The sequence below is a fragment of the Rhizobium sp. K33 genome, assembly GCF_056501445.1.
This window is the reverse complement of sequence record NZ_CP096478.1, coordinates 2,726,898-2,750,275: the sequence shown is the minus strand read 5'-3', so window position 1 is coordinate 2,750,275 and position 23,378 is coordinate 2,726,898. Positions and strand designations below refer to the sequence as shown.

Sequence of the window (23,378 nt, the reverse complement as noted above, 5' to 3'; positions counted from 1 at the left end):
CCGCCGGGACCTCGAAAGGCATCGGGCAGCACAAGTTCGTGTTGCATATCAAAAGAGCGGCGGCGATTCGTCTCGCCCCCGCCCTCATTTCATAGGAAAACGCCCAAATCGGGGCAGATCAACGGCCGCGTGCAGCCGGCAGCAGGCCTTCGCGCTGCATCTTCTTGCGCGCCAGCTTGCGGACGCGACGAACAGCTTCAGCCTTCTCGCGTGCACGCTTCTCAGACGGCTTTTCGAAGAAATCGCGCATCTTCATTTCGCGGAAGATGCCTTCGCGCTGCATTTTCTTCTTGAGAGCGCGGAGCGCCTGGTCAACGTTGTTGTCGCGGACTAGTACCTGCACGTTTATCCCGTTCCTTTGGTTCTTTGAGTTGGTCCTTCCGTCGATGGAGGTCACATCTTCGGAAACAGCATAATGGTTCGCTCGGCCCGTGAGTCCGGCGATTAGCGAGCGAGATACCAGAAGACCCTGGTGAAGTCCATATGTCGCAGGGCCTTGAAGCAACAAATTTGCGCTACTCACCAGAACATCTTCGGGGTGTCGAAAGACGGATGACAATGCGTCGCAAAACGGACGTCATGTCGTGGGTTGATCTGCGACCTGTATCATCCTACCCCAGTGCCTGAACCACAGGAGTTTAAGGCGAATGCGCAAATATTCGGTCTTTGCCGTTGTCCGTGAGGCCATGCGTGCCCACAAGGGATGGGAGGCTCAGTGGGTCTCTCCCGAGCCGCGGCAGTCCTATGACGTGATCATTGTCGGCGCCGGCGGCCATGGCCTCGGCGCGGCCTATTACCTCGCCAAAGAGCACGGCATCACCAATGTCGCAGTCATCGAGAAGGGCTGGCTCGGCGGTGGCAATACCGGCCGTAATACGACGATCATCCGGTCCAACTATCTCTATGAAGAGAGCATGGACATCTACGAGCATTCGCTGAAGCTCTGGGAAGGTCTGTCTCAGGACCTCAACTACAATGTCATGTATTCACCGCGCGGCGTTATGATGCTGTCGCACAATGTGCATGACATGCAGTCGTTCAAGCGCCATGTGAATGCCAACAATCTCTATGGCATCGACAATGAGTGGCTGACGCCGGAGCAGGCCAAGGCTTTCTGCCCGCCGCTCGATATCTCCAAGACCGCTCGCTACCCGATCAATGGGGCAGCACTCCAGCGTCGCGGCGGCACGGCGCGTCACGATGCGGTCGCCTGGGGTTATGCGCGTGCGGCGTCCGATCGCGGCGTGCACATTATTCAGAACTGTGAAGTCACCGGCATCCGCCGTGGCCCGAATGGTGAAGTGACCGGCGTCGACACGACGAAGGGCTTTATCGGCGCGAAGAAGATCGGCGTTTCCGCTGCCGGCCATTCTTCCGTCGTCATGGGCATGGCGGGCGTGCGCCTTCCGGTTCACTCGACGCCGCTGCAGGCGCTCGTGTCCGAGCCGCTGAAGCCGATCTTCCCCTGCGTGGTCATGTCGAACACCGTGCATGCCTATATCTCGCAATCGGACAAGGGCGAATTGGTCATCGGGGCCGGTACCGACCAGTACAACTCCTACAGCCAGACCGGCGGCATGCAGATCATCACGCATACGCTCGATGCCATCTGTGAGCTCTTCCCGATGTTCCGTCGCGTGAAGATGATGCGCCAGTGGGGCGGGATCACCGACAACACCGCCGACCGTTCGCCGATCCAGAGCGTGACGCCGGTTCCGAACCTCTTCGTCAATGCCGGCTGGGGTACGGGCGGTTTCAAGGCGACGCCGGGGTCTGCCAACCTGTTCGCTCATCTCATTGCCAAGGGCGAGCCACACCGGCTGGCCCAGGGCCTGACGCTCGACCGGTTCCGCACCGGCCGCCTCATCGACGAGGCAGCTGCCGCTGCCGTGGCGCACTGATTTTAGGGATCACTCACCATGCTGGTCATCAAATGCCCCTATTGCGAAGAAGAGCGCGCAGAGCTCGAGTTTCGCGCCGCCGGTGAAGCGCATATCGCACGCCCGGAAAACATCGCCTCGATCACGGACGAGGAGTTCGCCGACTACTTCTTCCTGCGTGACAACCCGAAGGGCCTGATCTTCGAACGCTGGCGCCACATCCATGGCTGCGGGCGCTTCTTCAACGCGGCCCGCGACACCATCTCCGACAAGATCCTGCTGACCTACAAGGCCGGTGAACCCATGCCCGATCCTGCAACGCTTCAGTCCGCCACCGTCACCAAGGGAGAGAAGGCATGAGCGCTGCCAACCGTATCCCCGGCAAGGGCCGCCTGACGCCGGCGCTGACTGCCCGCTTCACCATCGATGGCCGCACGCTGACGGCTTACAAGGGCGACACTGTTGCCTCTGCCATGATCGCCAACGGCATGCATCTCGCCGGTCGCTCGTTCAAGTATCACCGTCCGCGCGGCATTCTGACCGCAGGTCCGGAAGAGCCGAATGCGCTGCTCGACGTCTCGCGTGACGCCGCCCGCCGCCAGCCGAATGTGCGGGCGACCGTGCAGGAAGTCTTCGACGGGATGAAGATCGAGACGCAGAACCGCTGGCCGTCGCTGTCGCTCGACATCGGCGAGGTCAACAATCTGCTCTCGCCCTTCTTCGCCGCCGGCTTCTACTACAAGACCTTCATGTGGCCGAAGGCTGCCTGGCATCAGATCTATGAGCCTTTCATTCGTCGCGCGGCCGGTCTCGGCCATGCGCCGAAAGAAGCCGATCCGGATCATTACGCCAACCGCTATGCGCATTGCGACGTGCTGGTGATCGGTGGCGGTGCCGCCGGTCTCGCGTCGGCGCTGGCCGCCGCCCAGACGGGCGTGCGCGTCATGATCGTCGACGAACAGCCGGAAATGGGCGGTGCCTTCCACTTCGACACCGGTGCGACCGTCGACGGCCAGAGCGGCTGGGACTGGGCGCAAGCAACCGTCGCCAAGCTGAAGGGCATGTCCAACGTCACCGTGCTCTCCCGCACGACGGCCTTCGGCTATCACAACCACAATTATGTGGCGCTGGTCGAGCGTGTCACCGATCACGTGGCCAAGCCGTCGAAGAGCCAGCCGCGCGAACGGCTCTGGCAGGTGCGTGCCAAGCGCGTGATCATCGCCAGTGGTTCGATCGAACGGCACATGGTGTTCGCCAACAATGACCGCCCCGGCATCATGCTCGCCTCCGCCGGCCGCACCTATCTCAACCATTTCGGCGTGGCCGTCGGTGCCAAGGTCGGCGTCTACACGGCACATGACTCGGCCTATGAAGCGGCGATCGACCTGAAGAAGGCTGGCGTTTCGGTGCCCGTCATCGTCGATGCCCGCGAGAAGCCGGGCGAAAAGGTGCTGGCAGAGGCCCGCGCACTCGGCATCGAGGTGCTGACCGGCCATGGCGTGGTCAATACCGCTGGTCGTCTGCGTGTCCGTTCGATCACCGTTCGCCGCAATGGCGGCGGCTCTACCCGCAAGATCGAGGTCGATGCGCTGCTGATGTGCGCCGGCTGGACGCCGTCCGTGCACATGTTCTCGCAGTCGCGCGGCAAGTTGAAGTTCGATGCTGCCAACCAGCGCTTCCTGCCTGACGTCTATGCCCAGGACTGCATCTGCGTCGGTGGCTGCAACGGCACCGACGATCTGCAGGCGCTGCTCGACGAGGCAACCGCTGCCGGTCTCTCCTCCGCCAAGGCTGCGGGTGCGACCGAAACGCCTGCCGTTTCGCTTTCCGGTGCCAATGCGCATGCCTGGACCGGCGGCATGATCGGCGCTGCCGAAGGTGCTGGCCGCGAAGACAACGTCAAGGCTTTCGTCGACTTCCAGCATGATGTCTGCGCCAAGGACATTCGTCTTGCCGTGCGTGAGGGCATGCATTCGATCGAGCATATCAAGCGCTTCACGACGAACGGCATGGCGTCTGACCAGGGCAAGCTCTCCAACATGCATGGCCTCGCCATCGCAGCGGAAGTGCTCGGCAAGGAGATCCCGCAGGTCGGTCTCACCACCTTCCGGGCGCCCTATACGCCCGTCACCTTCGGCACGCTGATCAACCATTCGCGCGATGCGCTGTTTGATCCGACCCGCAAGACGCCGATGCATGCCTATGAGGTCTCCCAGGGTGCCGTCTACGAAGATGTCGGCAACTGGAAGCGCGCCTGGTATTATCCGAAGCCGGGCGAAGACATGCATGCCGCCGTCAACCGCGAATGCAAGACGGTCCGCGATGCCGCCGGCGTGTTCAATGCCTCGACGCTCGGCAAAATCGAAGTCGTCGGTCCTGATGCCGCCGAGTTCCTGAACCTGATGTATACGAACGCCTGGGACACGTTGAAGCCGGGCAAGGCACGTTATGGCATCATGACGCGCGAAGACGGCTTCATCTATGACGATGGCGTCGTCGGGCGTCTCGCCGAGGATCGCTTCCACGTGACGACCACGACGGGCGGTGCGCCGCGCGTCATGCACCACATGGAAGACTATCTGCAGACGGAATTCCCGCATTTGAAGGTCTGGCTTACCTCGACCACCGAACAATGGGCTGTCATCGCCGTCCAGGGTCCAAAGGCGCGTGACATCATCGCGCCTTTCGTCGAGGGCATCGACATCTCGAACGAAGCCTTCCCGCATATGAGCGTTGCCGAAGGCAAGTTCTGCGGCGTGCCGACGCGCCTCTTCCGCGTGTCCTTCACCGGTGAACTCGGCTTCGAAGTCAACGTCCCCGCCGATTTCGGCGCGGATGTCTTCCGCCAGATCTGGGAACGCGCCCAGTCGCTCGGCGCCTGCCTCTATGGCACCGAGACCATGCACGTGCTACGCGCTGAGAAGGGTTACATCATCGTCGGTCAGGACACCGACGGCACCCTGACGGCCGACGATGCCGGCCTCTCCTGGGCGGTGTCGAAGAAGAAGACCGATTTCGTCGGTATTCGCGGCATGAAGCGTCCGGATCTGGTCAAGGAAGGCCGCAAGCAGCTCGTCGGCATCTTTACCAAGGATCCGAACGAAGTGCTGGAAGAGGGCGCGCAGATCGTCGCCAACCCGAACCAGCCGAAGCCGATGACCATGCTCGGCCATGTGACCTCGTCCTACTGGTCGGAAAACCTCGGGCGCTCGATTGCGATCGCGATGGTGGCCGGTGGCCGCGCCCGCATGGGCGAGACGCTCTATGTGCCGATGAAGGACAAGACCATCGCGGTGGAAGTCACCGATATGGTGTTCGTTGACAAGGAAGGAGGCCGCATCCATGGCTGATATGTCTGTTGCAGAACGCAAGACCGTTCTTGCCGGCTTCCATGGCGGCAGCGCCAAGGTGCGCCTCTCCCCGGCGCTGCCCGCCACCCGCGTGTCGCTGCGCGCCGGTGCCGATGCCGTTGCCGGTCTGTCGAAGTCGCTCGGCCTGAAGCTGCCGGTGAAGCCGAAGACGTCCGCCTCGGCCAAGGGGCGCACGGCCTTCTGGATCGGTCCGGACGAGTGGTTCCTGATCGACGAGAAGGGTGATGCGCTGATGGCCGACTGCGCCGCCTCCGGCGTGGTTCATTCGGCGACCGACATCTCCCACCGCAACACCGCGATCATCGTCTCGGGACCTGCGGCTGCCGACACCCTGAATGCGGCTTGCCCGCTCGACCTCTCGCTCACCGCCTTCCCGGTGGGTGCCGTCACACGCACCGTCTTCGGCAAGATCGAGATCATCCTCTACCGCGTCGAGGAAGAGACGTTTCGTCTCGAATGCTGGCGCTCGTTTGCCGAATATGCGTTCGGCATGCTGGCCGAGGGCGCGGAAGATGCCTCGCTCTGAGGGGCGGGGATGTTCGATGGGATTTGAGGAGGCCGGGGTGACCCGGCCTTTTTCATTTGATGGCGGATTCGGCGCAAGTGTGGGGATGGCATTGCGAGGTAGCATGTGACTCGAAGGTGTGGAGAGCTGATGACCGCTTCGTGCCAACACGGGACATTGCGCACCACAGCATTCGGTGCAAGTCTCTGCCGCGCAGGTTTGGAGAAGCGTCTTGATCAATTTGGCTTTTTACAGCGACCAGATCATCCCAGAGAACGAAGCCATAACCGAAACACTCCTGGCAGCGATAGCCGCTAACGGCTTGGGGAACCGGCTCGGATACATCGCTTCGGGGCCTGAGCCGGATCGGCGCTTTTTCCTAGAGCGGGCAGCTTACTATGCGCGCCATGGACTGGACCTTTGTCTGTTCCATGATCTGGATGAGCCCCGCTCTTCGCACGATGAAGACGCATTGTTTGACTGTGATGCGATCCATCTCTCGGGAGGCCATACCGGGGGATTTCTCTCTCGGTTGAAGCGGAGCGAGTTGTTTCCACGCCTGAAGCAATGGGCTACCGATGGAGGATTGCTTATCGGAACCAGCGCAGGAGCCATTATTCTAACCCCAACGATAGCCACCGACGCGCTATTCATCGATCAAGCGCCGCAAGACCATATGAGTGAGACCGCGCTTGGGCTCGTTCCATTCGAGTTTTTTCCTCATCTCAATTCAAGCCCAAGATATCTTCCAGATCTAATTCGCTACAGCAGGCACACGCCAAGACCCATCATCGCGTGTAATGACGGAGACGGCCTGATCGTGATTAAGGGCGACATCGTTTGTATCGGGCAACCTGTATGGGTGAAGAACGGTGAAGCTCGCCCAGCTCACAGCATGCCGCTTGCCGCCATTCCAGCTTCCGCATGACGGTTAGCAGGCAACCGCTTCGGGTCGAGAGACGTTTGGCGCTCAGCGCCAAAAGCGGTCATGGCGAGCCTCGCTTGACGCTCTATAGTACGCATGATTGATAGGAGATTATTCATGCGGTCACGGCCATCTTCCCGGCTATTGGTCATCGACCAATTCGGTTGAGTTCTGCTTTTCAAATTTTCTCATTCCTCGGGGCCCTTGATTGGTAAAGCATACTGGGCAATGCCCGGTGGTGCGGTCGACGAGGGTGAAACTTTTGAGGCGGCGGCATTGCGAGCGTTGGAAGAGGAGACTGGCCTCGTTGGCGTCGATTTGACCGGCGAAGTTGGCCGTCGGTCCTTTGAGCTTCCCCTGACGAGAGGTGAGGTTGTTTGGGCGGAGGAGAGGTTCTTTGGCATCCGAGCCGAACGAAGTCCCATTGCCGACACCGGTTGGACCGAGAATGAACGAGAAGTGATGGCCGATCATCGCTGGTGGTCCGAACAAGAGCTTCGAGAAACTTGCGACACCATATTCCCTGACGGCCTTATAGACTTGCTGAGCAAGGTATGACCGCACTGGGCCGAGAGGCGTCTTCCGCTTCGCGCCAATAGTGGACGTAAGACCGGCTTTCTGCCATTCAAGCGGCTGAACCTTCCCACCCCACCCATTTCACCCAGCGCCCATGAAAGTCCGCCCGGCCGATCTCGCGGGTTTCCTCTGTCGGCCACAGCGTGAGCAGGATTGCCGCTCCCTCCGGCTTGCCGTCGGCCTCCAGTTGCAGGCGGGCCAGTGGGGCGGCTTCCGTCGCGCGGCTGCCGGCGTCGGCGATCAGCGCTTCGCCCTCGGCTTTCAGCGCCGACGGCAGATATTGCCAGGCGATGGTGTGGTAGGTCACATGGGCCATGCCCGGACGCGGCGTTGCAAGACGCTTGCGCAGCCAGTCGATGGCATCGGCCTTCTCCACCTTCACGCCGCTTTCCGTGGCCATTGCGAGTGCGGCTGCCGTGCGGTCGAGGCGGTCCTGCTGGTCGGCCCAGATATAGGAGAAGAGCCGCAGGCGGGCGTCATCGGAGGATGGGTCGAGCGGGTTCAGATCGCAGCCGGCGCGTTCGGTGATCTCCATTGCGGCTTGCGGTGGCGGCGGGCCTTCCCAGCGCGGGGCGAGTTCGACAGCGGAGGCTTCGCCCCAGCTGAAATCTCCGAGGCGGTAGCGGTAGCGATCCCATTGCAGGTTGAGCCCCGCGCTGGCGCCGACTTCCGACAGAACGAGCGGCTTGCCGGTCAACGCAGCGATGGTCAGGAAGCCAGGGAGCAGGGCGGAGGACCGGCGCACCTCGTTGGTCTGCGGGGCGGATGTCAGGCGGTCGAGGATGAAAGCCTCGTCGCGGCGCAGGGCGGCCTCGACAGCGGCCCAGAGGGTGTCGTCATCGGCGGCGTGTGGCGGATAGACAGCGGCCAGCTGCGGATCCGATCCGGAGCGCACCAGTGCATGCAGTGTGCCCGCGAGCCTCAGCGCCAGGGCATCCCCTGTGCCGTCGGGATTGCCGGGCCAGCCGAGGACTGTTGCACCGACACGGGTTTCCCCGGTCATCCGCTCTGCCGCCAGCGTGCAGAGGCGCGCGGTGAAGGGGGAGCCCAGATCATCGCAGGCCTTTGCCTGACGGCGGAAGCTCTGCCGGATGGCCTCAGCGCGCTCGTCGGTCATCGTCGGGCTCTCCCTTGTGCCGGGCCATCATCAGACGTTTTCGGGTCGATCCTTCGGGTCGAACTGGGAAATCGTAATCCAGTCGGCGGTCAGCGCCGGTTTACGCTCGTCCTCGATCTCGACGGTTACCTCATAGGTGTTCATCAGCATGCCGGCGCCGCGGAAGCGTGCTCCGGCCAGCTTGAATGACCCCCGGATGCGCTTTCCCGTCTTCACCGGCGACATGAAACGCAGCTTGTCAAAGCCATAATTGATGCCGAGCGTCTGCTCGCGGATTTTCGGCAGGCAGTTGAAGTTCATGGCTGAGAGCAGCGAAACCGTCAGAAAGCCATGGGCAATGGTGCCCCCGAAGGGGGTCTCCGCCGCCGCCCGCACGGGGTCGGTATGGATGAACTGGTGGTCCATGGTGGCGCCGGCGAAGGCGTCGATCATCGGCTGGTCGACGGTAATCCAGTCCGATACGCCGACGACGGTGCCAACGAGGCCGGGGACGTCTCTGAGCGAAATCTCTTGCGGCATGAAAAGAACCTGATCCTTCAATAATTTCCGAAGGGTACAGCCGCTTGCGCCGAAGCGGAATAGGCTTCGGTCACTGCCGTGCAAAAAACTAGGTTTCGATCCAGAAATCGACAGTTCTGGCCTTCACACCGATCTTCGAGGCGCTGCGGCCGGTCTGGAGGCGGCGCCATTTGCGCTTGTCGTCCTGCGGCAGCACGAAGTCTGTCGGCTCGGATGTACGGTTGAAGAGCGCCGCCACACGGCATTCCTTGCCGGTTTCGCGATCGATGGCGCAAAGCACCATGGCAAAGGCGCCGAGATCCGGTGTTTCCCAGTCGGTCACCGTCATGGGCAGGCCGTGACTATTCAGCCAGCTGACATCACCATCGCCGGTGAGAACACTCGCATCCATGAAGCAGCTGAAGCGCTGGCGCATGGCGGCAAGGCGGGCGGTGGTTTCGATCAGCTCTTCATCCGCCTTCGACCAGTCGAGCCAGGTGAGGGCATTGTCCTGACAATAGGCATTGTTGTTGCCACCTTGACTGCGGCCGAACTCGTCGCCGGCGGTGAGCATCACGGCGCCGCGGCTGGCAAACAGTGTGGAGAGCAAAGCTTCGACATCCTGCCGGCGCTTCTTGAGGATCGCCTTGTCGGAGGTTTCACCCTCGATGCCGTTGTTCCAGGAATGGTTCTCGTTGTGGCCGTCGCGGTTCTGCTCGCCATTCGCCTCGTTGTGTTTGTGCTCAAAGGACACGAGGTCGTAGAGCGAAAAGCCGTCATGGGCGGCGATGAAATTGACGCTGCGGGTCTGGTCCTTACCGTCAAGGGCGAAGAGATCGGCAGAGCCGGCCAGCGCCGTCGCGAGATCGCCCGTCGTTCCACCATCGCCGCGCCAGTGGCGGCGGAAGGTGTCGCGGGCGCGGTCGTTCCATTCGAGGAAGGCGGGCGGGAAGCGGCCGAGTTGATAGCCGCCGAGCCCGATGTCCCAGGGTTCGGCGATCAGGATGCGATCCTCGAGCACCTCGTCCTCGAGGATGGCCTTCAGCGTCGCGGCATCCGGATGAAACCCGTCCCAGTGGCGGCCCATGATCGGCGCGAGGTCGAAGCGGAAACCGTCCACGCCTGCTGACAAAACGAAGTGTCGCAGCGTATCGACGATCAGCTGTCTGATAAAGGGATGGTCACAGGCCAGCGTGTTGCCGCAGCCGGTGTCATTGACCAGCGTGCCCGGATCATCCGCCACATGGCGGAAGAGGGAGCGGTTGTCGATGCCACGGAGCGACAGCGTCGTCCCCAGGACGTCGCTTTCGCCCGTATGGTTGAAGACGAGGTCGAGGATGACGCCAATGCCTTCGGCATGCAGGGCGGCGACCGTTTCGCGCAGTTCCTGGACACCGCCTGGGACAATTCGCGGATCGAGCGCCATCATGGCGACGGGATTGTAACCCCAGCTGTTGGTGAGGCCGAGCGGCGGCAGATGCCGCTCGTCGATCCAGGCGGTGATCGGCATGAGTTCGACCATGTCCACGCCGATGCGCCTCAGATGGGCGAGGATGGCGGGATGGGCGAGGGCTGCGAGCGTGCCGCGCTGCCCGTCCGGCACGTCCGGATGCAGCATGGTCAGCGCCTTGACGTTGACCTCATAGATAAAGCCGGTGCGCTCGCCGAGCGGCATCATGGGCTTCAGCGACTTGTGCGCCTTCAGGATGGCTTTCGGCATCAGATCGGCGGTGTCGATACCGAACTGGCCGAGCCTCGGATCATAGACGAAGGGTCGGTCAAGCTCGGTGGCATAGGGGTCGACCAGCAGTTTCGCTGGGTCGTACCAGTGCCCTTCAGCCGGATCATAGGGGCCGTGAATGCGGAAGCCGTAGCGGGCACCTTCCTTCATGCCGTCGACGTACACATGATGCACATCGCCATCACCCCGCGTCATCGACAGGCGGGCGAGTTCGGTCTCCCCACGATCGTCGAAGAGGCAGAGTTCCACGAGGCTTGCATGATGCGACCAGAGACGAACATCCGCACCCGTCTTGCCAGGGGTGGCTCCGAGCATCGGCTTGGTCATGGATCGCCTCGTGGTCCGGTTGATTCGCTTGCCTTCGAGAAACAATAGCAGGCGGCCCGAACCGGACCAGAGCCGTTCCCATCACATGGCCTTCAGGTTCACACCCTTGACTGCCGCCTCCTTGCGTTCGCTGTAGCGATCGGTGAGGTAGCTGGAGATGTCGCGCGTCAGAAGCGTGAACTTCACCAGTTCCTCGCAGACATCGACGACGCGCTCGTAATAAGAGGAGGGCTTCATCCGGCCGTCGGCGTCAAATTCCTGATAGGCTTTGGCCACCGAGGACTGGTTGGGGATGGTGATCATCCGCATCCAGCGGCCGAGCAGGCGCATGGCGTTGACGGCATTGAACGACTGCGAGCCGCCGGAGACCTGCATGACAGCGAGCGTCTTGCCCTGGGTCGGGCGGACAGCGCCGACCGAGAGCGGTATCCAGTCGATCTGGGCCTTCATGATGCCGGTCAGCGTGCCGTGGCGCTCGGGGCTCACCCAGACTTGGCCTTCGGACCATGCCGAGAGGTCGCGCAGCTCCTGCACCTTCGGGTGGCTCACCGGTGCATCGTCGGGCAGCGGCAGGCCTGACGGGTCGAAGACTTTCACCTCGGCGCCGAAATGCTCGAGCAGGCGCTTGGCCTCCATCGCCAGCAGCCGGCTGTAGGAGACCTGCCGCAGCGAGCCATAGAGGATCAGGATACGCGGCTTGTGGGTCGAGAAGGGGCGGCGCAGTGCTTCCAGGTCCGGCAGGCGCAGGTGATCGAGATCGGCGGCGGGCAGGTCTACTCTCACATCAGACAATGCGCTTGCCCTCCGCATCGAGCACGGCTTCTCCGTCTTCCTTGACGAAGGCAGAGGTGAAAGCGTCAGCGGGAAGGATGTCGAGCACCACTTCGGACGGGCGGCAGAGGCGCGTGCCCATCTCGGTCACAACAAGCGGGCGGTTGATCAGGATCGGCGTCGCGATCATCGCGTCGAGCAGCTGGTCGTCCGAGAGGGCGGGATCGGCAAGGCCGAGTTCCTCATAGGGCGTGCCCTTTTCGCGAATCGCCTGACGCACCGAAAGGCCGGAATCGGCGATCATCTTTGCCAGATCTTCCTTGCTCGGCGGGGTCTTCAGATATTCGATGACCGTGGGCTCGATGCCGGCATGGCGGATGAGGTCGAGCGTGTTGCGCGAGGTGCCGCAGGCCGGGTTGTGATAGATGGTGACGTTCATGGGATTTCAGGCCTTTGCTTGATTGGCGGATCTGGCGGTGACGGCATGGCCGGCCTCGTACCAATCCTTGCTGCGATTGACGATGGCGACCAGTGCCAGCATCACGGGCACTTCGATCAGCACGCCGACAACGGTGGCAAGGGCGGCGCCCGAGTTGAAGCCGAAGAGGCTGATGGCGGTTGCGACCGCAAGCTCAAAGAAGTTGGAGGCGCCGATCAGGGCCGAGGGGCCTGCAATGCAATGGGCTTCACCAGTCATTCGGTTTGCCAGGTAGGCGAAGCCGAAGATGAAGATGGTCTGCAGGAAGATCGGCACGGCGAGGATGGCGATTACCATCGGCTGGGCGAGGATCTGGTTGCCCTGGAAGGCAAAGAGCAGAACGACCGTCAGGAGCAGCGCGCCGATCGAGAGCGGCTGTATCTGGGCCTGGAAGCGCTGCAGGGCGCGACCATCGCCGCTGCCGAGTGCCCGACGCAGGATCTGGGCGACGATCACCGGCACGACGATGAAGAGCGCGACCGAGATGAGAAGCGTGTCCCAGGGCACGATGATCGACGAGACGCCGAGCAGGATGGCGACGATCGGCGCGAAAGCCAGCACCATCACGGCATCATTCAGTGCCACCTGGGTGAGGGTGAAAGGCGCGTCGCCGCGGGTCAGGTTCGACCAGACGAAGACCATGGCGGTGCAGGGTGCGGCCCCAAGCAGGATGAGACCCGCGATATAGCTGTCGATCTGATCGCTCGGCAGGAAAGGTGCGAAGAGCCAGCCGATGAAGATCCAGCCGAGGACCGCCATGGAAAAGGGCTTCACGGCCCAATTGGCAAAGAGAGTGACGCTCATGCCGCGCCAATGGGTTCCGACTTCGCGGATGGCGGCAAAGTCGATCTTCATCAGCATGGGAATGATCATCAGCCAGATGAGCACAGCGACCGGCAGGTTGACCTTGGCGATCTCGGCCGAACCGATGAGCTGGAAGAGGCCGGGAAAGACCGAACCAAGCGCGATGCCAGCGGCAATCGCCAGCGCGACCCAGAGGGTCAGGTAACGTTCGAAAGTGGACATGGGTCAGGCAACCTCGGGGTTGGCGGCATCAGTGGTCGTGCCAATCTCGGCCAGACGCTTTTGCAGTGAGAGCTTGTCGAGGCTCACCATCGGCAGGCTGACGAAAATGGAAATACGGTGATTGAGCATGCGATAGGCCTCGGCGAAGGCGAAGTGCTTTTCGCTGTCCGTGCCTTCTGCGGCGGCGGGATCCGGCACGCCCCAATGGGCGGTCATCGGCTGGCCGGGCCAGACGGGGCAGGCTTCGGCGGCCGCGTTGTCGCAGACGGTGAAGACAAAATCGAGTTCAGGCGCGCCGGGGACTGCAAACTCGTCCCAGTTTTTCGAGCGGGCAAAGCCGGTGTCGTAGTTCATGCCCTTCAGAAGCTGCAGCGTGTAGGGGTGGACTTCGCCCTTCGGCTGAGAGCCGGCTGAATAGGCCTTGAACTTGCCCTGGCCAAGACGGTTTAGGAGCGCTTCTGCGATAATCGAGCGGGCGGAATTGCCGGTGCAGAGGAAGAGCACGTTATAGATCTTGTCGGACATGGCCGGTCTCTCAGTTGGGGCGGGTGACTTCGAGGGTGGGTGAACAGCAGGCGAGATCGTCGATCAGCGGCTGGCAGAGGCTGGCATTGCCGCCGCAGCAATCCTTGAGCAGGTAAAGGGCAACGGCGCGGAAGCGATCGAGATCGGCGCGGTAGATAATCGAGCGGCTCTGGCGCTCGCCGGTGACGAGGCCTGCCTGGGAAAGCGTCGACAGATGCGCCGACATGGTGTTCTGCGGCACGCCGATCAGGCGCGCGAGTTCGCCGGCGGGCACGCCGTCGGGTTCATGCGCCACCAGCAGACGAAAGGTCTGCAAGCGTGTCGGCTGGGCCAGGGCAGCGAGGGCCGCGATTGTCGATTTTTCATCCATATATCCAGAATAGTGGATATGAATGTGGAGTCAATCGGGGTGATGCTGCCGGCAAAGAAAAACCCCGGTGTCAAAGACACCGGGGTTTCGATGTGTGAGCGAAGATCTTGATGGGTTCACGTAATGACGGTCGGCTCGTTCATCCCCGTGTAGCGCTTGATCTCGGCCACCTCTTCCGCCGCCGCGATGAGGTCGGACAAGGCTCCTTGCGTCTCGATGCCGTGGCGGCTGGCGTCGGGCTCGTAGCGCTCGACATAGAGGCGAAGCGTAGCACCCGAGGTGCCGGTGCCGGAGAGGCGGAAGACGATGCGGCTGCCGCCTTCGAAGAGGATGCGGATGCCCTGGTTCTTCGACACGGAGTGGTCGATCGGGTCGTGATAGGCGAAGTCGTCGGCAGCGCTGACGGTCAGGCCGTTGATTGCGGTGCCGGGCAGGCTGTCGAGCTTGGCGCGGAGGGCTGCGACCAGAGCGTTGGCACTGTCGGTGTCCACGCCTTCATAGTCGTGGCGAGAATAGTAGTTGCGGCCGTATTCGGCCCAGTGGGCCTCGACGATCTGTTTGACGCTCTGTTTGCGGGCGGCGACGATGTTGAGCCAGAAAAGCACCGCCCAAAGGCCGTCCTTTTCGCGCACATGGTCCGAGCCGGTGCCGAAGCTTTCCTCGCCGCAGACGGTGACCTTGCCGGCATCCATAAGGTTGCCGAAGAACTTCCAGCCGGTCGGGGTCTCGTACATGCCGATGCCGAGCTTTTCCGCGACGCGATCCGCGGCAGCACTTGTTGGCATCGAGCGAGCGATGCCTGCGATGCCGTTTTTATAGCCGGGGGCGCAGGTGGCGTTGGCAGCGATCATCGCAAGGCTGTCGGAGGGCGTGACGAACATGCCCTTGCCGACGACCATGTTGCGGTCGCCGTCGCCATCGGAAGCCGCGCCAAAGTCCGGGCCGTCGGCACTCATGACATCGTCATAGAGGGTCTTGGCGTGGACGAGGTTCGGATCTGGATGGTGGTGGCCGAAGTCCGGCAGGGGGACTTCGTTGCGGACGGAGCCTGAAGGTGCGCCCAAGCGCTTTTCGAGGATCTCGACGGCATAAGGGCCGGTGACGGCGCTCATCGAATCGATCACTACGCGGAAGCCGCCCGAGATCAGGTTGCGGATCGCGGGGAAGTCGAAGAGGGTTTCCATCAGGTCGGCATAGTCGGCCACCGGGTCGATGACCTCTACGGTCATGCCAGCCAGATCGAAGCTGCCGACCGTGTCGAGGTCGATGTCGGCGACATCGGCGATCTTGTAGCTGTCGATGACCTTGGTGCGGGCGAAGATCGCGTCGGTGATCTTTTCCGGTGCCGGGCCGCCATTGCCGATATTGTACTTGATGCCGAAGTCTTCGGTCGGGCCGCCGGGGTTGTGGCTGGCAGAGAGCACGATGCCGCCGAAGGCATGGTATTTGCGGATGACATGCGAGGCTGCCGGCGTCGACAAGATACCGCCCTTGCCGACCATGACCTTGCCGAAGCCATTGGCAGCGGCCATTTTTAGCGCCACCTGGATGACTTCGCGGTTGTAATAGCGGCCGTCGCCGCCGATCACCAGCGTCTGGCCTTCGAAGCCCTCAAGGCTGTCGAAGATCGCCTGGATGAAGTTCTCCGCATAGTTTTCCTGCTGGAAGACCGGAACCTTCTTGCGCAGGCCGGATGTGCCCGGTTTCTGATCCGCATAGGGTTTCGTGGAGACGGTCGAGATCATCGATTACTGGCCTTTCGAGACGAGGCGTTGATAAAGATCGGCATAGGTCGCGCCACTCCTGTTCCAGGAGACGTCGGACTTCATGCCCTGCTTCTGCAGTTGCGACCAGAGACGCTGGTCACTGTAGAGCCTGAGCGTGCGGCGGATCGCCCGGCGCAGGGCTTCTGATGTCACCGGGGCAAACTGGATGCCGGTTGCGACACCCGCGGCAAGTGCCGCTTCATTGGCGTCGATGATGGTATCGGCAAGGCCGCCGGTGCGGGCGACAAGCGGCACGCAGCCATAGCGCAGGGCGTAGAGCTGGGTCAGACCACAGGGCTCGAAGCGCGAGGGGACGAGAATGATGTCCGACCCGGCCTGCATCAGGTGGGAGAGTTTCTCGTCATATCCGAGCACCATGCCGATCCGGCCACGGTTGTGGGCTGCCGCCCCCTGCAAAGTCGCTTCGATACCGCTTTCGCCCGACCCGAGGATCGCCAATCTGCCGCCAGCTGCGAGAATTTCGTCGATCACCTCAGGCAGGAGGTCCAGACCCTTCTGCCAGGTGAGGCGGGAGATCACGCAGAAGATCGGGCCGTCGTCACCATCGAGGCCAAAGCGCTCGACGAGGGCCGCGCGGTTGCCGGCACGCTTCTTGAGTGTCGTGGCCGAATAGCCCGACGGCAGAAGCGGATCGCTGGCCGGGTTCCAGACATCGGCATCGATGCCGTTGACGATGCCATAGAGGTCGGAGGCCCGGCTGGCGATGACGCCATCGAGGCCCATGCCGAATTCGGGTGTCAGGATTTCCTCGGCATAGGAGGGGCTGACAGTGGACAGCGCGTGGGACGTCAGGAGCCCGCTCTTCAGGTAGCTGATCGTGCCGTAGTACTCGAGCGCCTCGTGCCAGGCGTGCGTGGGCAGGCCGAGATAGGGAAAGAGCGTTGCGCCGAACTGGCCCTGGAAGGCGATGTTGTGGATGGTGATGAGGCTCGGGACCTCCGGCGCCTCGGAATACCGCATGTAGACAGGCACCAGAGCTGCCTGCCAGTCATGCACATGGACGAGATCCGGCTTGAAACCCGCAATAGCCCCTGCCGCAATCTCCGCGCCAACCTTGGACAGCACCGCGAAACGCTTCCAGTTGTCCGGATAGTCGCGGCCCTGGGTGTCGAGATAGGGACCGCCCGAGCGCTCGTAGAGCGGCGGGCAGTCAAGGATCAGGAGATCGAGGCCTTCGTGTTTTACCTCTAGCAGTGTCGCCCGCTCGTCGAGGACATCCTCGAATTCGTGGACCTTCTTCGGCTTCTTGATCGCCTTCATCACGGCGGGGTAGCCGGGAATGAGCGTCTTCGTCTCGACGCCATGGGCGGCGAGCGCGATCGGTAGCGCGCCCGCGACATCGGCGAGGCCCCCGGTCTTGATCAGCGGATAAAGTTCGGAGGCGACCGAAAGGACCTTCATCGAATTGGCTAACCCAGTTTGTCGATCATCGCCTGTGTGATGAGGCAGATCCCGTTTTCGCTGCGGCGGAAGCGCTTGGCATCCATTTCCGGATCCTCCCCGACGATCAGTCCTTCGGGGATCACCACGCCATGGTCTATCACGACATTCGTGAGACGCGCATGACGGCCAACCTGGACCTTCGGCAAGACCACTGCGCCCTCTAGGCGGGAATAGGAGTTGGCGCGGACGCCGGTGAAGAGCAGACTCTTGTAGAGCGACGATCCGGAGATGATGCAGTCGCCCGAGACGAGCGAAGAGATGGCCGAGCCACGGCGCCCTTCGTCGTCATGGACGAACTTGGCGGGCGGGGTGATCTCTGAATAGGTCCAGATCGGCCAGGTCTTGTCGTAGAGATCCAGTTCCGGAACGATGTCGGTCAGGTCGATATTGGCCTGCCAGTAAGCGTCGATCGTGCCGACGTCGCGCCAGTAGGGTTCGCGCTCGAAGTCTGAGCGGACGCAGGACTGGGCGAAGCGGTGGGCGACGGCCTTGCCGCTCTTCACCACGTAAGGGATGATGTCCTTGCCGAAGTCGCGGCTGGATTCCGGATCGGCGGCGTCTCGGCGCAGAAGTTCCATCAGGAACTTGGTGTGGAAGACGTAGATGCCCATCGAGGCCAGCGCGAGATCCGGATTGCCCGGAATGCCCGGTGGGTCGGCCGGCTTTTCGACAAAGTCGATGATGCGGTCGGTCGCGTCTACATGCATGACGCCGAAGCCCGTCGCTTCCATGCGCGGCACTTCCAGGCAGCCGATCGTCACATCTGCCCCCGAGGTGACGTGCTGCTGCAGCATCAGCTCGTAGTCCATCTTGTAGATGTGGTCGCCCGCAAGGATGACCATGTATTCCGGCGCGTAGGATTCGATGATGTCGGCGTTTTGGTAGACGGCATCTGCCGTGCCCTCGTACCACTGCGTCTCGGACACGCGCTGGGAGGCGGGGAGGATGTCGAAGCTCTCATTGCGCTCCGGCCGGAAGAAGTTCCAGCCGAGCTGCAGGTGGCGGATCAGCGAGTGTGCCTTGTACTGGGTGGCAACGCCAATACGGCGAATGCCGGAATTGAGCGCGTTGGAGAGGGCGAAGTCGATAATGCGTGCCTTGCCACCGAAATAGACGGCGGGCTTTGCCCGGCGGTCCGTCAATTCCTTCAGGCGGCTGCCGCGCCCGCCGGCCAAAACATAGGCCATGGCATCGCGCGACAGGCTTCTTGCCGTTTTCTCGGTCATGTAATTCCTCCCCTTACTGTTCCAATTCCAACATGATCACGGCGAGCGGCGGAAGGGTCAGACCCGCCTTTGCCCATCCGCTTCCCGTGGCATGCGCCTCCACGCGTCCACCATTACCCTTGCCGCTGCCGCCATAAATCTCGGCATCGGTATTTAGTATCTCACGCCAACGACCGGCGGCAGGCAAGTTCAATTCGTACCTGTCGTGATAGGCCGGCGTCAGGTTGCAGATAACGGCGATCGGCTTCTCGCCAGGTGCCTTGCGCAGCCAAGCGAAAACGGAGTTTTCCTGGTCATCTCCGACGATCCACTCGAAGCCCTCGCCCTCACAATCGCGGGCATGCAGCGCTGCCTTCGAGCGATAGGTGAAATTGAGATCGCGCACGAGGCGGCGCATTCCTTCATGCGGGGCGTAGTCGAGCAGGTTCCAGTCGAGCGAACGCTCCTCGGACCATTCACCCCACTGGGCGAATTCCTGGCCCATGAAGAGCAGCTTCTTGCCGGGATGGCCCCACATCATGCCGTAATAGGCGCGGAGATTGGCGAATTTCTGCCAATCGTCGCCGGGCATCTTGGCGATCATCGAACCCTTACCATGCACGACTTCATCATGGCTGATCGGCAGAACGAAGTTTTCCGAGAAGGCGTAGAGCAGGCCGAAGGTCAGCTCCTGATGATGGTACTTCCGGTAGATCGGATCCCTGGCGAAATAGCTCAGGGTGTCGTGCATGAAGCCCATGTTCCACTTGAAGCCGAAGCCCAGGCCGCCTTCGTGGACGGGCTGCGATACCTTGGGCCACGAAGTGCTTTCCTCGGCGATGGTCATGATGCCGGGATGGCTGCCATAGACATGGTGGTTCATCTGCTGGAGGAAGCGCACCGCCTCCAGGTTCTCGCGACCGCCATATTCGTTGGGGATCCACTCGCCTTCCTTGCGGGAATAGTCGAGGTACAGCATCGAGGCGACGGCATCGACGCGCAGGCCGTCGAGATGGAATTTCTCGGCCCAGTAAAGCGCGTTGTTGATCAGATAGGACAGGACTTCCTGACGGCCGAAATTGTAGATCGCCGTGTTCCAGTCTGGGTGGAAGCCTTGGCGAGGGTCAGCGTGTTCGTAAAGCGCCGTGCCGTCGAAGTTGCGAAGCCCATGGGCATCCGTCGGGAAGTGTGCCGGTACCCAGTCGAGGATGACGCCGAGACCGACCTTGTGGCAACCGTTGACGAAGCGGGCAAAGCCCTCCGGCTCGCCAAAGCGGGCGCTCGGGGCGTAAAGGCCCGTCGTCTGGTAACCCCAGGACGGGTCGTAGGGATGCTCGGTCACCGGCATGAATTCGATATGGGTGAAGCCCATGTCGACGCAGTAGGGGATCAGGCGCGCTGCCATTTCGTCCCAAGTCAGCATGGAGCCGTCGTCGCGACGCTGCCATGAACCGGCATGGACTTCGTAGATGGAGATCGGCTGGCGGCGCTGGTCGATGCTCGACCAATGCTTGCGATGCGCTTCGTCGTCCCAGACCTGCTCCAGTTCCGGCGTGGTCATGGAGGCGTTCTTGGGGCGCAGTTCGGCGCGACGTGCGTAGGGGTCGGCCTTTAGCGGTTGAACGTCACCATGCGATCCGACGATCTCGAATTTGTAGGTGGCACCGGCGCGAACATCAGGCGCGAAGATTTCCCAGATGCCGGTGTCGCGGCGCAGGCGCATGACGTGGCGGCGGCCGTCCCAGTCATTGAAGTCGCCGACGACGGAGACGCGGCGGGCATTCGGTGCCCAGACGGCAAAGTGGAAGCCGTCGACACCCTGGTGCTTGATCGGATGGGCGCCCATCTTGTCGAAGAGGCGCAGGTGCGACCCTTCCTTGATGAAGTAATCGTCCATCGGTCCGAGGATCGGCCAGAAGCTGTAGGGGTCGGTCACCGTCCATTCGGCGTCGCCGCGGGTGGCGCGGTAGCGGACGGGCAGGACACCGTCCAGCTTCACCGAGCCGGAGAAGAAGCCGGCATCGTGCAGACGCGCGAGCTCGCCGATCTGTTCGCCTGCGAGATTATAGGCAACGACGGTTTCTGCACCCGGGATGAAGCAGCGGGCGACGTGGCCTGTGCCTGCCTCGTGGACCCCCAGAAAGGCGAAGGGATCGCCGTGGGTGCCCTGAATGATCGCTTCGATTTCTGCTGCCGACGGTGTGTCCGGCTTCGCTACGTCACCGCTCCTCTTCGGTGATTTTGCCATCAAGCTCTCCAGATGTCCGCGTTGTACTGCCGGATGGTGCGGTCCGACGAGAACCAGCCCATGCGGGCCGTGTTGCGGATGGTCTTGGAATACCAGGCCGAGGTATCGGTCCAGATGTCGTCGACCTGACGCTGCGCCTTGGCATAGGCGTCGAAATCGGCGGCCACCATGAACCAGTCATGCTGGTAGATGCCCTGCATCAGATCGGCATAGCGGTCGCGGTCATCAGGCGAGAAGACGCCAGATGCGATCGATGACAGGGCCTGCTGCAGTTCGCGCGAAGCATCGATCGCGGCGCGGGGATTATGTCCATCCGCTCGCACGCGTCCGACCTCATCTGCGGTCATTCCAAAAATCACAATGTTCTCCTCGCCCACATGATCGCGCATTTCGACATTGGCGCCGTCGAGCGTTCCAATTGTCAGTGCACCGTTCAACGCGAACTTCATGTTTCCGGTTCCGGAGGCTTCCATGCCTGCGGTCGAAATCTGTTCGGAGAGGTCTGCCGCCGGCACCATGACTTCGGCCAGCGAGACATTGTAATTCGGGATGAAGACGACCTTCAGCATTCCACGGACAGAGGGATCCGTGTTGATGACGCGGGCGACGTCATTGGCCAGTTTGATGATCAGCTTGGCGTTGTGGTAGCTCGGCGCTGCCTTGCCGGCGAAGAGCTTGACCCGTGGGACCCAATCGCGTTCCGGATGCGAGCGGATCTGGTCGAACAGCGCGACGGTCTCGATGATGTTCAAAAGCTGGCGCTTGTATTCGTGGATGCGCTTGATCTGGATGTCGAACATCGCATGCGGATCGAGCTTGATGCCCATGCGGCTCGCCACAAGGCCTGCCAGCTTCTGCTTGTTGGAGAACTTCACCGCGGCGAACTTCTGCTGGAACGACGCATCATCTGCAAAGGCATCCAGTCCGTTGAGCTTTGTCGCATCATCCAGGAAGTCCGGGCCGATCGCTTCCTTGATCAGGTCGGTCAGGTCGGGGTTGCACTGCATCAGCCAGCGGCGGGGCGTAATGCCGTTGGTCTTGTTGTTGATGCGGGTGGGATAGAGTTTGTGGAGGTCGGCAAAGACGGTCTCCTTCATCAGCTCCGTGTGGAGCGCCGAGACGCCGTTGATCGAATGCGAACCCATGAAGGCGAGGTTGCCCATGCGCACCCGGCGGTCGCCGCTTTCGTCGATCAACGAGATCTGGCGGATTTCATGGTCGTTGAAGCCTCTGACTTTGCGGGCATCGAGCAGCACCTTGGCATTGATCGCATAGACGAGCTGCATATGGCGCGGCAGGAGGCGCTCGAAGAGCGGCACCGGCCAGCTTTCCAGCGCTTCGGGCAGAAGCGTGTGGTTGGTGTAGGAGAAGGTGTTGCGGGTGATCTCCCAGGCCTCGTCGAAGGCGACACCGTGCACATCGACGAGGAGGCGCATCAGTTCGGCGACGGAGACGGCCGGGTGGGTGTCGTTGAGCTGGATCGCCACCTTTTCCGGCAGCTGGGCAAGCGAGTTGCCCTGCTGCAGGTGACGGCGGACGATGTCCTGCAGAGACGCCGAACAGAAGAAGAATTCCTGCCGCAGACGCAGTTCCTGGCCGGCCGGTGTGGCGTCTGCCGGATAAAGGACGCGGGTCAGCGATTCCGCCTTGTTGCTCTCGCGCAAGGCGCCGATATGGTCACCGGCATTGAAGGCGTCGAGCAGGATCGGGTCGATCGGCTGGGCCGACCAGAGGCGGAGCGTATTGACCCGCTCGCCACGCCAGCCGACGGCCGGAGTGTCATAGGCGGTGGCAATGACGCGCTCGCCCTGTTTCCAGACATAACGTGGCTCACCGTCGGGACCCTCGATGGTCTCGACCGTGCCGCCGAAGCCGACTTCGTAGGAGCTTTCGCGGCGTTCGAATTCCCAGGGGTTGCCGTGCGCAAGCCAGCTCTCCGGCAGTTCAACCTGCCATCCATCGGCCATCTGCTGGCGGAAAAGGCCGTGCACGTAGCGGATGCCGTAGCCGTAGGCCGGGATGTTGACGGTCGCCATGCTTTCCATGAAGCAGGCGGCGAGGCGACCGAGGCCACCATTGCCGAGAGCGGCATCCGGCTCCAGACCGGCGATAACATCGAACTCTACGGAGAGCGAGGAGAGCGCCTGACGGATATCGTCGATCAGGCCGAGGTTCGACATGGCGTCGCGCAGCAGGCGGCCGATCAGGAATTCGAGCGACAGATAATAAACCCGCTTGCCGTTGTTCATGTAGGTGTTGCGGGTGGATTCCATCCAGGTGTCGATGATGCGGTCGCGCACCACGAGGATGGTGGCCGTCAGCCAGTCGTGCGGGGTCGCTACCTTGGCATCCTTGCCGATGCTGTAGGTCAGCTTTTCCATGATTTCGGCAGCCAGGGCGTCCGGATCGGAAACACCGCGCTTTGGAAGGGGAAGGTCGACTTTGTGGGGAGTCTTGATCATCGGTCCGCCTGGCGTTGTTGGTGTCTCCGGGCATCGGCGACGCGATGACGGTGCCGCTCCCGTGAACGGCAGTTTACGCATCGAAATGAGACAGTTGCAACAGGCCTCAGCTAAGGCCGGCAA

At 62.0% G+C, this 23,378-nt stretch carries 20 protein-coding genes; 6 read left to right on the top strand and 14 right to left on the bottom strand.

Features of this window, described 5'->3' with window-relative positions; all coding sequences use genetic code 11:
- Nucleotides 1–118: 118 nt before the first annotated feature.
- Complete coding sequence (gene rpsU, locus M1E12_RS13475) at nucleotides 119–343, bottom strand: 30S ribosomal protein S21 (RefSeq protein ID WP_006726944.1); 225 nt, start codon at nucleotides 341–343, stop codon at nucleotides 119–121.
- 304 nt (nucleotides 344–647) lie between these two features.
- Between rpsU and M1E12_RS13470 the strand changes: the two genes are divergently transcribed.
- The 6 genes from M1E12_RS13470 to M1E12_RS13445 all read left to right on the top strand — a co-directional run bounded on the left by M1E12_RS13470 (nucleotide 648) and on the right by M1E12_RS13445 (nucleotide 7,239).
- Entirely contained in the window at nucleotides 648–1,901 is a 1,254-nt protein-coding gene (locus M1E12_RS13470; protein ID WP_113461039.1) for a sarcosine oxidase subunit beta family protein, read from the top strand.
- An 18-nt stretch (nucleotides 1,902–1,919) separates the two neighbouring features.
- Nucleotides 1,920–2,240: a sarcosine oxidase subunit delta gene (locus M1E12_RS13465; RefSeq protein ID WP_136538109.1), complete on the top strand. Its 321-nt coding sequence runs from the start codon at nucleotides 1,920–1,922 to the stop codon at nucleotides 2,238–2,240.
- Nucleotides 2,237–5,230 (top strand): sarcosine oxidase subunit alpha, encoded by a 2,994-nt coding sequence (locus M1E12_RS13460; protein WP_479562136.1) that lies wholly within the window; start codon nucleotides 2,237–2,239, stop codon nucleotides 5,228–5,230. The genes M1E12_RS13465 and M1E12_RS13460 overlap by 4 nt, the downstream gene beginning before the upstream one ends.
- A complete protein-coding gene (locus tag M1E12_RS13455) occupies nucleotides 5,223–5,777 on the top strand; it encodes a sarcosine oxidase subunit gamma (RefSeq protein WP_479562135.1) in 555 nt (184 codons plus the stop codon). The genes M1E12_RS13460 and M1E12_RS13455 overlap by 8 nt, the downstream gene beginning before the upstream one ends.
- Before the next feature lie 211 nt (nucleotides 5,778–5,988).
- Nucleotides 5,989–6,684, top strand: coding sequence for a Type 1 glutamine amidotransferase-like domain-containing protein (locus M1E12_RS13450; RefSeq protein WP_479562134.1), 696 nt, complete (start codon nucleotides 5,989–5,991; stop codon nucleotides 6,682–6,684).
- A 225-nt stretch (nucleotides 6,685–6,909) separates the two neighbouring features.
- The gene (locus tag M1E12_RS13445) at nucleotides 6,910–7,239 is read left to right on the top strand and encodes an NUDIX domain-containing protein (protein ID WP_479562133.1); all 330 of its coding nucleotides are present in this window, start codon (nucleotides 6,910–6,912) and stop codon (nucleotides 7,237–7,239) included.
- A gap of 67 nt (nucleotides 7,240–7,306) precedes the next feature.
- Here M1E12_RS13445 and M1E12_RS13440 read toward each other — a convergent pair whose 3' ends face one another.
- The 13 genes from M1E12_RS13440 to M1E12_RS13380 all read right to left on the bottom strand — a co-directional run bounded on the left by M1E12_RS13440 (nucleotide 7,307) and on the right by M1E12_RS13380 (nucleotide 23,255).
- Entirely contained in the window at nucleotides 7,307–8,374 is a 1,068-nt protein-coding gene (locus tag M1E12_RS13440; RefSeq protein ID WP_479562132.1) for a DUF2332 domain-containing protein, read from the bottom strand.
- A gap of 30 nt (nucleotides 8,375–8,404) precedes the next feature.
- The gene (locus tag M1E12_RS13435) at nucleotides 8,405–8,893 is read right to left on the bottom strand and encodes a MaoC family dehydratase (protein WP_479562131.1); all 489 of its coding nucleotides are present in this window, start codon (nucleotides 8,891–8,893) and stop codon (nucleotides 8,405–8,407) included.
- Between the two features lie 88 nt (nucleotides 8,894–8,981).
- A complete protein-coding gene (gene glgX / locus M1E12_RS13430; protein ID WP_479562130.1) occupies nucleotides 8,982–10,940 on the bottom strand; it encodes a glycogen debranching protein GlgX in 1,959 nt (652 codons plus the stop codon).
- 81 nt (nucleotides 10,941–11,021) lie between these two features.
- Nucleotides 11,022–11,750 carry an arsenical resistance protein ArsH gene (gene arsH / locus M1E12_RS13425; protein ID WP_136538116.1) on the bottom strand — a complete coding sequence of 243 codons (729 nt, stop codon included), beginning with the start codon at nucleotides 11,748–11,750 and terminating at the stop codon, nucleotides 11,022–11,024.
- Nucleotides 11,725–12,150 carry an arsenate reductase (glutaredoxin) gene (arsC, locus tag M1E12_RS13420; RefSeq protein WP_136538117.1) on the bottom strand — a complete coding sequence of 142 codons (426 nt, stop codon included), beginning with the start codon at nucleotides 12,148–12,150 and terminating at the stop codon, nucleotides 11,725–11,727. The genes arsH and arsC overlap by 26 nt, the downstream gene beginning before the upstream one ends.
- 6 nt (nucleotides 12,151–12,156) lie before the next feature.
- Nucleotides 12,157–13,215, bottom strand: a complete 1,059-nt coding sequence (gene arsB / locus M1E12_RS13415; protein ID WP_479562129.1) for an ACR3 family arsenite efflux transporter — start codon at nucleotides 13,213–13,215, stop codon at nucleotides 12,157–12,159.
- A 3-nt stretch (nucleotides 13,216–13,218) separates the two neighbouring features.
- A complete protein-coding gene (locus M1E12_RS13410) occupies nucleotides 13,219–13,740 on the bottom strand; it encodes an arsenate reductase ArsC (RefSeq protein WP_479562128.1) in 522 nt (173 codons plus the stop codon).
- Nucleotides 13,741–13,750: 10 nt separating this feature from the next.
- Nucleotides 13,751–14,110, bottom strand: a complete 360-nt coding sequence (locus M1E12_RS13405) for an ArsR/SmtB family transcription factor (RefSeq protein WP_148166783.1) — start codon at nucleotides 14,108–14,110, stop codon at nucleotides 13,751–13,753.
- A gap of 116 nt (nucleotides 14,111–14,226) precedes the next feature.
- Complete coding sequence (locus tag M1E12_RS13400; RefSeq protein ID WP_479562127.1) at nucleotides 14,227–15,855, bottom strand: alpha-D-glucose phosphate-specific phosphoglucomutase; 1,629 nt, start codon at nucleotides 15,853–15,855, stop codon at nucleotides 14,227–14,229.
- Nucleotides 15,856–15,858: 3 nt separating this feature from the next.
- Complete coding sequence (gene glgA, locus M1E12_RS13395) at nucleotides 15,859–17,298, bottom strand: glycogen synthase GlgA (protein WP_479562126.1); 1,440 nt, start codon at nucleotides 17,296–17,298, stop codon at nucleotides 15,859–15,861.
- Nucleotides 17,299–17,306: 8 nt separating this feature from the next.
- Nucleotides 17,307–18,566 (bottom strand): glucose-1-phosphate adenylyltransferase, encoded by a 1,260-nt coding sequence (gene glgC / locus M1E12_RS13390; protein ID WP_102018417.1) that lies wholly within the window; start codon nucleotides 18,564–18,566, stop codon nucleotides 17,307–17,309.
- Between the two features lie 13 nt (nucleotides 18,567–18,579).
- Nucleotides 18,580–20,793 carry a 1,4-alpha-glucan branching protein GlgB gene (gene glgB, locus M1E12_RS13385; RefSeq protein WP_479562125.1) on the bottom strand — a complete coding sequence of 738 codons (2,214 nt, stop codon included), beginning with the start codon at nucleotides 20,791–20,793 and terminating at the stop codon, nucleotides 18,580–18,582.
- Nucleotides 20,793–23,255, bottom strand: a complete 2,463-nt coding sequence (locus tag M1E12_RS13380; RefSeq protein ID WP_479562124.1) for a glycogen/starch/alpha-glucan phosphorylase — start codon at nucleotides 23,253–23,255, stop codon at nucleotides 20,793–20,795. The genes glgB and M1E12_RS13380 overlap by 1 nt, the downstream gene beginning before the upstream one ends.
- Between the last annotated feature and the right edge of the window lie 123 nt (nucleotides 23,256–23,378).